The sequence below is a fragment of the Stutzerimonas stutzeri genome, from assembly GCF_024448935.1.
GTDB classification, from domain to species: Bacteria; Pseudomonadota; Gammaproteobacteria; order Pseudomonadales; family Pseudomonadaceae; genus Stutzerimonas; species Stutzerimonas stutzeri_AO.
The window spans coordinates 1-5,453 of sequence record NZ_JAMOIE010000155.1; the positions used below are offsets into that span (position 1 = coordinate 1).

A 5,453-nucleotide genomic window follows, 5' to 3' on the forward strand; every position below is an offset into this window, starting at 1 on the left:
ACTTGGCGTCGCGGAACGCGGTATGGCGGATCGCTTTTGTAGGATGGAATCGCCGGAGGCGCTTCCGTCGTTTACCGCGAAGGGGCTGCATCGGTAATCCCCCGCCTGACACCGCAACCGCGCCCACCCACCTGATCGTCGGATTACGCCTTCGGCTAATCCAACCTACGTCAACGTTAGGGTTGGCTTTTGCCCACCAAAACTGCTCACGAACGCAGATCTCAACCGTCTTGTCCCAACGGCTTGTACGCCTGGTTCACCTGCTTGGACTGGTTCAAACGCGTCAGCTCACCGGCCAGTCGCTGCCGTTCGTTACGCCCGGATCGCTGAAGCTCATCATACAAACGCGACAGCTCTTCGAGCTGCACGCGCAGGCCGGCATCAAAAGCATCTTCGTCGCGCAATGCGGCGATCAGGGCACGGCACTCTTCGTCCAGCGCCGGAATAACAGCCCAGTCGCCTGCTGCCAGAGCACCGCGAAGCTTTTCGGTCAGCGTGACGAACGCCTGTTTGCGTGACGGCATGAGCGAGCGCCTTGATGAAAGTAAATGGATGGAGCAGGTGAAGGCAAGCTCAAGTCCGTAGGGCCGAATTCATTCGGACGTAGATTGAGCTAACCCAACCAAGCCAGCGCTGAAGACTTAAGCCTTGGGCGCAATCTGGTCCCACGCCACCTTGATCTCACCCAGCAGCTTGCCCACTTCGTTCAGTTTGTCGATATCGTTATGCCGGCTTGCCTCGAACAGGCGCATCGTCATGTATTCGTAGAGGCGATCCAGATTCTCCGCCAGCTCGCCACCGATGCTCTTGTCCAGCGCGTCCCGCAGACCGCCGATAATGCTGATGGCCTTGCCAACCAGAACACCTTTCTCAGCGAACGCATCACGCTCCATGGCGCCCTTGGCCTGAGCGATTCGATCCAGGCCGCCCTGCATCAACATCTGGATCAAACGGTGCGGATCGGCCTCGGTCACCTGAGCCTTCACCCCAACCTGCTGATACTGCTTCATTGCGGACATTGCGTACATTTGGATGAGCCCTCTTGCCACATCAGTTTGCATGTACAGCTTATCGGTCGAAGGTGCTCAAGCTTGATAGCGTTTGCGCGCTCCAGAACGAAAAAAACCGCCTGAAGGCGGTCTGTTTCGTACAACAACTGTCAGTTCTTCGAGTTATTCGCCGCCCAGGGTAGATTCTCCAGCGACGCGAGCAGGCTGTTCGACGTGCTGCTCAGCTGCCCCACCAGCAGGTCCATGGCATTGAATTGCTTGTAGAGGCGTTCCTGCAGCGAGTTGATACGTCGATTGAGATCTTCCTTCTGCTTGTCGATGCCGGAGATGGTTTCCGTCATCTGCTTGTTGCGCTGCTCTAGGATACCGCCGGTTTCGGTATACGGCTTGAGCTTGGCATCAAGACGTGCCGCCAACCCGGTGTCGCCGGTAAAGAAACCCGAAAGCTGCTCGAAATCATCCGCCATTACCTTATCGAGCTTGGCGCCATCCACGGCCAGGGTGCCATCTTTCTGTGTGGTTATACCGAGATCAGTCAGGGCTCTGATGGACCCTTCACCCTGAACATTGACGAGCTCGTTACGGATAGTGCTGAGCAGCGTACGAGCAGTCGCGTCACCTACCAACGCTCCCGTAACGGGTGTCTTGCCGTCTCCTACCGGCGTCACCTTGGTCTGCGCGTTGATGACGCCGATAAGCTTGTTGTAGGCGTCTACGAAAGACTGCACCTGCTTCTTGACGCCCGCCTCGTCCTCCGCGACGTTGACGGTGAGCGGCTCGTTAGCGACGGTCGCGGCCTTCAAATCCAGCGTAACGCCCTCAATGGCGCCATCGACCTTATTGGTCTCGCTGACCACTCTCAAGCCGTCGATATAGAGTTCCGCGCTTTGCGCCGAGGTTAGCACCCGCGGGCCCGAACCAGTACTGGAAGCGGTACCGTCAAATGCCAGGCTGGACAACGGGGTCTGGCCGGCCTGGGCCGCTGTCTCGTCCGGCACGGCTACCGTAATATCGCGCCCGGCACCTGTCTTGTCACTGGACAGCACAAGCCGCGAACCAAACTCATCGGTCACGATCGTGGCGCTGACGCCCATTTCCTTGCCGGAGGCGTTGATGGCATCACGCACGCCTGCAAGGCTGTTGTTGCTTTCATCCACCGTGACGGAAAAGCTTTCGGTCGTCGGCGGATCGCCAGGTACACCCAGCGAAACAGAGAGCGTACCGCTCGCAAAGGCAGCGGGCGCTTCGGTTGTATTGCTGACAGCAGCCAGGGCCACCTTGCTGCTGCGCGCAAGACTCTTGACCTCAATCTCATAGCTGCCAGCACCCGCGGCTGGGCTGGCAGTTACACCGACCAGGTCCGACTTGCTGGATGTAGCCGAACGCGCCTGAAACAGCTCGGGCTTGTTCAGGGATTCGAGAGCCGTCTGAAAGTCGCTGATGGCGCTTTTCAAGGCGCCAACAGCGGTAATCTGAGTAGTGGTTTTCTTCTCGAGATTGGCAAGCTGTGTCTCTTTGGGCGCACGCTCAGCCGCGACCATGGCGGACACGATACTGTCGATATCGATACCGGAACCGATGCCTGTTATGCCCGCCATAGCTCACCCCGTCAAAATACTGTTGGCTACACGTCTGATACAAAAACCGTACCGTTTACGCCTTGGCTTCGAACATCAAACTACGAATTTCATCCAGTCGCTCTGTAAGCCGAAGGATTTCCTCCGATGGGATCTGCCGCACGACCTTGCCTGACTCTCCGTCGACCACCTGCACCACCACGTCGCCGGTGGAATCGTCGACGCTGAAGCTCAGGTCGCGCTGGATGCTTTGTACTTGTGAGCGAAACCGCTCGACCAGATCGGTCATGTCCACCGGCTTCTCTGCATCTACCCCGTTCTCTGATTTATCCTGCGCTTCGGACGCAGAAAACCCAACCTTCTCGTGGAGGCCGGGTGGCGATCCAGCTGTCAGCTGTGTGTGCGGCGCGGCTCCGCCCGATAATTTGCCGACGTCCATTGGTTCACCTCTCATGAATCAACGAGGGTAGAGCGCAGCCCTACCCTCATCATTAACGCCTTCTGCTCGATTACTGCAACAGACTCAGAACAGCCTGCGGCAGCTGCTTGGCCTGAGCCAGGATCGCAGTACCAGCCTGTTGCAGGATCTGCTGCTTACTCAGATTCGCTGTTTCGGCGGCGAAGTCGGTGTCTTGGATGCGACCGCGGGCGGCCGAGACGTTTTCGCTGATGTTCTGCAGGTTGGCGATGGTATTGTCGAAGCGGTTCTGCACAGCACCAAGGTCGGCACGCTGAGAGTCGATTTGCTTGATCGCATCGTCGATGACAAGTACTGCTGCTTGGGCACCCACTGCATCACTGATATCGATGTCTTTAACAGAGTCTGCCGTCACTAAATCAGCAGCTGCGTCAATAGTGGTGGTAGCAGCACCGAAAGTTACCCCAGCAAGAGTACCATCAGTTTTAGCAGCAACTGCGATGGTAGCTACCTCCGGGCCGTCTCCATCCTTGTTAGCTTTGGAAACGATCTGATAAGCACCCTCGGAGTCTTTTTGCATACTCACGCCAACGTTTGCATCGTTGACAGCGGCAGCAAACTTGGCATTGATCGCGTCGGCGTCGTCGCCTTTTTTGATATCAAAGTCGACGGTAACTTCATCCCCACTGTCTAGGGTGAGTGTTGCTGTGGCTGTTCCAGCAACGAATGAACCATCAGTTGCCACTGCTGTAGGGGTGGTAGTGTCTACTGCTGTTTTATAAAAGCTTCCTTTCAGCGAGTCCGAGCTCATTTTATCAATGCCGACACTGATCAGCTCGTTCGCAGCAGAGCCAACCTGAAAGCTTGCAGTGCCAAATGAACCATCCAGCAATTTGCGACCGCCGAAAGTAGTGGTGTTACTGATCCGATCAAGCTCTTTCTTAAGCTGACCTACTTCCGAGTTCAGTGCCTCACGCTCGTCAGTGCTGTTCGAGCCGTTAGCCGACTGAAGGGAAAGATCACGCATGCGCTGGAGAATGTTAGTCGATTGCTGAAGCGCACCTTCAGCAGTTTGCGCCATGGAAATGCCATCGTTGGCGTTTTTTACCGCTACGCCCAGACCATTGATCTGACTGGTCAAGCGGTTAGCGATCTGCAGGCCTGCAGCGTCATCTTTGGCGCTGTTGATACGACTACCGGAAGACAGACGTTCCATCGAGGTGGTCAGCGCGTTTGACGACTGGTTCAGGTTACGCTGAGTATTGAGCGATGCAATGTTGGTATTGACTGTAAGAGCCATGATGTGCCTCCAGGGGCGCTGGTTACGTTGGTTGCCTGAGCGTGCGACTCCGGGCCGGCTGTTTGCCCAGGCACCCATTGAGTTCGCATTCGATTAGCGTATCGGCGCCGTTTCGGTGAGCTTTAGGAGGCGGTTGAAAATAGTTTGCAAGCCCCGAGAACAACCTGTACGACGCCAGCGAATTCGCAAACAAGCGAGCCCGCCTGCGAAGGTTTTCGGATGGGTGGCGAGATTCTTTAATGAAGCATTGGGCCGGCGCGTGAAAAACGCCCCGATCCGATACGCGGCTGCGCCTATTGAGCATTGCGCAAGCCGAAGGGCTGGTTCGCCGCGGGGCGCGCCTACGGGTTCGTGTAGACTGGGAGCGATTCTATTGGCATCAAGACGGCGGGTTTCACCCGCCCTACGTTACGGCAGGTTTGCATGACGATCAGACAGGTTGAGACCGCCCTTGGCCAGCATCCCGAAGTCAGATTGGCCTACGTTTTCGGTTCGGTTGCCGCTGGCACTGCGCACAGTGATAGCGACCTGGACTTGGCTGTTCTGTGCGACGCGGCCATGACCGCGGACCAGCAGATACAGCTCATCTCGGATATTGCCGAAGCGACGGGACGTGCGGTGGATCTCATCGATCTGGCAACGGTTGGCGAGCCACTACTCGGGCAGATACTCCGATACGGCAACCGGATCATCGGTGGGCCTGAGCTGCATGCCCAGCTTGTGTCAAAACACATCCTCAACAACGAGGACTTCATGCCCTATGTTGAGCGGATGCTGGCCGAAAGGAGGCAGCGATGGACAAGCTGATTGTCGAACGGAAACTTGACTCGCTCATGCGATGCCTTGAGCGCATACGGAGCAAGACGCCAGAAGACATCAATGAATTAATTGCTACATGATCTGGATTTACAGGACGTTGACAGCTCATGGCCGTCACAGCCTGCAGGTTGTAATCCGTGTTCAAGGCGCACCTGGTTGACGAAATCCGCAGTCGTTTCAAAGGCTACGACTCTTCTGGAGCAGCTCAGAGGACTAACAAGCAAACCCTTATCGCGATTCAGGCACACCACGAGGCATGACCGGGCGGTTATCGTTCAGTGCCTGCAGGCTTTCTTCGGCCCAAAGACAAACCCCCGATCCTCTTACGA

The 5,453-nt window shown here is 56.6% G+C and carries 6 protein-coding genes; 1 reads left to right on the top strand and 5 read right to left on the bottom strand.

What is annotated here, in order from left to right; genetic code table 11:
* Positions 1 to 221 precede the first annotated feature (221 nt).
* The 5 genes from NA637_RS23880 to NA637_RS23900 all read right to left on the bottom strand — a co-directional run bounded on the left by NA637_RS23880 (position 222) and on the right by NA637_RS23900 (position 4,305).
* A complete protein-coding gene (locus NA637_RS23880; RefSeq protein ID WP_256074975.1) occupies positions 222 to 524 on the bottom strand; it encodes a flagellar protein FliT in 303 nt (100 codons plus the stop codon).
* Positions 525 to 641: 117 nt separating this feature from the next.
* Entirely contained in the window at positions 642 to 1,028 is a 387-nt protein-coding gene (gene fliS / locus NA637_RS23885; RefSeq protein ID WP_256074976.1) for a flagellar export chaperone FliS, read from the bottom strand.
* Positions 1,029 to 1,159: 131 nt separating this feature from the next.
* Positions 1,160 to 2,608, bottom strand: a complete 1,449-nt coding sequence (gene fliD / locus NA637_RS23890; protein WP_256074978.1) for a flagellar filament capping protein FliD — start codon at positions 2,606 to 2,608, stop codon at positions 1,160 to 1,162.
* A 55-nt stretch (positions 2,609 to 2,663) separates the two neighbouring features.
* Positions 2,664 to 3,026, bottom strand: coding sequence for a flagellar protein FlaG (locus NA637_RS23895; protein WP_256074979.1), 363 nt, complete (start codon positions 3,024 to 3,026; stop codon positions 2,664 to 2,666).
* Between the two features lie 70 nt (positions 3,027 to 3,096).
* Positions 3,097 to 4,305 carry a flagellin gene (locus NA637_RS23900; protein ID WP_256074980.1) on the bottom strand — a complete coding sequence of 403 codons (1,209 nt, stop codon included), beginning with the start codon at positions 4,303 to 4,305 and terminating at the stop codon, positions 3,097 to 3,099.
* 423 nt (positions 4,306 to 4,728) lie between these two features.
* On the opposite strand from NA637_RS23900, the gene mntA reads away from it, so the two are divergent.
* Positions 4,729 to 5,112: a type VII toxin-antitoxin system MntA family adenylyltransferase antitoxin gene (gene mntA / locus NA637_RS23905; RefSeq protein WP_256074981.1), complete on the top strand. Its 384-nt coding sequence runs from the start codon at positions 4,729 to 4,731 to the stop codon at positions 5,110 to 5,112.
* Positions 5,113 to 5,453 lie beyond the last annotated feature (341 nt).